Annotated in this window: 4 protein-coding genes; 3 read left to right on the forward strand and 1 reads right to left on the reverse strand. The window is 38.7% G+C overall.

From position 1 onward, the window contains the following. Window positions 1-644: 644 nt before the first annotated feature. Window positions 645-800: a hypothetical protein gene (locus H5160_RS20020; RefSeq protein WP_182738515.1), complete on the reverse strand. Its 156-nt coding sequence runs from the start codon at window positions 798-800 to the stop codon at window positions 645-647. A 55-nt stretch (window positions 801-855) separates the two neighbouring features. Here H5160_RS20020 and H5160_RS20025 point away from each other — a divergent pair, with 55 nt between their 5' ends. The 3 genes from H5160_RS20025 (at window position 856) to H5160_RS20035 (ending at window position 2,130) form a co-directional block, all read left to right on the forward strand. Further along, window positions 856-1,044 carry a hypothetical protein gene (locus tag H5160_RS20025; RefSeq protein ID WP_182712307.1) on the forward strand — a complete coding sequence of 63 codons (189 nt, stop codon included), beginning with the start codon at window positions 856-858 and terminating at the stop codon, window positions 1,042-1,044. Window positions 1,045-1,233: 189 nt separating this feature from the next. Further along, the gene (locus H5160_RS20030) at window positions 1,234-1,464 is read left to right on the forward strand and encodes a hypothetical protein (protein ID WP_131692412.1); all 231 of its coding nucleotides are present in this window, start codon (window positions 1,234-1,236) and stop codon (window positions 1,462-1,464) included. A 120-nt stretch (window positions 1,465-1,584) separates the two neighbouring features. Then, window positions 1,585-2,130, forward strand: coding sequence for a GNAT family N-acetyltransferase (locus H5160_RS20035; RefSeq protein WP_013868587.1), 546 nt, complete (start codon window positions 1,585-1,587; stop codon window positions 2,128-2,130). The last annotated feature ends 234 nt before the right edge of the window (window positions 2,131-2,364 follow it).

Consider the following 2,364-nt stretch of genomic DNA (forward strand, 5'->3'; position numbering starts at 1 on the left):
GAGCCTTCAATCAATCGAACTACTGTATAAAAGGCTTTGGTTGCAGCCAAAGCTTGGGCCTCACATTACCCGAACTTGGTTAAAGTATTAATTAATTTATGGGTTTATTATCCATACAAGGCATTTAAACGGAAAATTTACAGTTGGCTGTTTTTCGTTCCTCAAACATTTTAGCCAACTATAATTTTCCGCTTAATGCGGCGTTATATGCTATTAAAAATTAGCTTTAAATAAAGTGCTTTCTAGTACGTAGTTTTTCGCTAAAACTAGAAAGCATCAGCATTAATAAGCATTGCCTCTTTTACCTTTTTCAAAGGTGGCAACGCTATTAATTTTGTTCAACCTTTCGTGTGTAGCGTAAAAGTTCACAGTCAGGTTTTATTATTACGGGTGACTTCATTACGTGCAGTGTTTGGCTACAACCACCGCTGCATATAACAAGTTGCTCAAACGGACAAATAACAGTTGGCTCGCGCTTCGCGCATTATAGCCAACCATTATTTGCCCATTAGCAAAGCGTTATATGCTAATAAAAATAAGCTTTAGGTAAAGTGCTTTTTAGTGCGTAGTTTCACACTAAAACTAGAAAGTATCAGCATTAATAAGCGTTGCCTCTTTTACCTTTTTCAAAGGTGGCAACGCTATTAATTTTGTTCAACCTTTCGCGTGTAGCGTAAAAGTTCACGGTTAGGTTTTATTATTACGGGTGACTTAATTTCGTGCAGTGTTTGGCTACAACCACCGTTGCATATAACAAGTTGCTCAACAGGACAAATAACAGTTGGCTGCGCTTCGCGCATTATAGCCAACCATTATTTGCCCATTAGCAAAGCGTTAGTTGCAAAGGGAACTCTGATGAGTAATTGGAATAAAACAGGTGCGGTAAAAAACCCGATAAAGTTTGGTTTAGCTATTGGCATATCAATAGGTGTTGCAATAGGAATTATCATCCAGAATATTTTATTAGGTGTTCTTTTTGGTATGGCGGTAGGTGCAGTATTTGGTTTTTCTCTCAAGAAAAAGCAAAAAGTAGACAAAGGTTAAATTGACTATTTGCAACTAACAAGAACATCAAACGGAAAATTTACAGTTGGCTCTTTTTCGTTCCTCAAAATTTTAGCCAACTATAATTTTCCGCTTATGTAAGCGTTATGTGCTAGGGAGTTAGTATTGGTCAAAATAGTAGAAGAACTAATTGTTAGCGGGAAATGGCTCTATGATGAAGCTGTAGATATGGAGGCTCATATTATTAAAACTAATTTCAAGCCTGGTTCTGGCGACCACGAAGATGAACCTGTCGTTAGAGAGGATCGTTTTGGTGAGTTTTATGGTCTTCATATTGGCGCATACTCAAATACTTCTACTTTTCAGGGAGGAGCATATTCGTCAATTGAAGAAGCACAAAAATATGCGTCAACGGTGTGTCCATCACTAGTATGGAACAAGCGTGAGCCTCGCACATAACAAACAGCTCAATCCGACCTCCACTGCGTTGCTCGTTTTGTGCTTTTCCGCTACGCTCGCACAAAACAATCAACTCCGTTCCGGCGGCTTAGCTGGGCGTTATGTTTTTAAGAGGAAATCATGTTTACATTGGATGTTGATACCGATCTGAAACTGGCTTTGGTTACTCCCAAGTATGCTTCGGCCTATCTTGAAATTGTCAGTCGAGAGCGAGAATATTTGAGTCAATGGTTAGCTTGGCCTCCTCATGCAAGCAATGAAGAGTTTTTTCTTAGCTTTATCAAAAGTTCATTGCATGATTATGCTGATGGAAAATCCTTAGTTTGTGGGATGATTTACCAAGATAAGTTGGTTGGAAATATCAGTTTTAACAGTATTAACCGTCAACTGAAAAAAGTAGAGATTGGCTACTGGTTAAGCTCTGAATACCAAGGTAAAGGTATCGTGAGTAAGTCAGTTTTAAAACTGACCGACTTGGCTTTTACTGAATTTGATATGGAAAAGGTTCAGATATCAGCAGCGAGCGAAAATATTCCAAGTCGTAATGTATGTGAACGTTTAGGTTTCTCGCTTGAGGGCATAATCAGTTGCGCAGAAAATTTGAATGGCCGAGTTGTAGATCATGCTGTTTATGGTCTAAATCGTACCAATTGGCCCAAAACATAACAAACGCTTCAAGAGGGACAGCCAACGCGCGGTATTTTACTATGCGTTGGTTTTTGTGATTACGGTGTTATGCGGAAGCTTAGTAGTAGCGTTGGCTGCCCCTTAAGCGGGCGTTATGAGCCATATGAATAACTTACTAATTTGTAGCCTGATAATTCTGTTGGTTAGTTTCACAACCATAAAAAATGTTTCAGATAGTTCTCAATTTGAAGGTGACATAGGCATAAAGTATTT

This window comes from Pseudoalteromonas sp. SG43-4, assembly GCF_014164325.1.
In the GTDB taxonomy this organism is placed as follows: domain Bacteria; phylum Pseudomonadota; class Gammaproteobacteria; order Enterobacterales; family Alteromonadaceae; genus Pseudoalteromonas; species Pseudoalteromonas distincta.

Excerpts from the sequence above, each read along its gene's own strand:
- H5160_RS20020 (WP_182738515.1), bottom strand. The coding sequence starts at position 800 with ATGCGCGAAGCGCAGCCAACTGTTATTTGTCCTGTTGAGCAACTTGTT.
- H5160_RS20025 (WP_182712307.1), top strand. The coding sequence starts at position 856 with ATGAGTAATTGGAATAAAACAGGTGCGGTAAAAAACCCGATAAAGTTT.
- H5160_RS20030 (WP_131692412.1), top strand. The coding sequence starts at position 1,234 with ATGGAGGCTCATATTATTAAAACTAATTTCAAGCCTGGTTCTGGCGAC.
- H5160_RS20035 (WP_013868587.1), top strand. The coding sequence starts at position 1,585 with ATGTTTACATTGGATGTTGATACCGATCTGAAACTGGCTTTGGTTACT.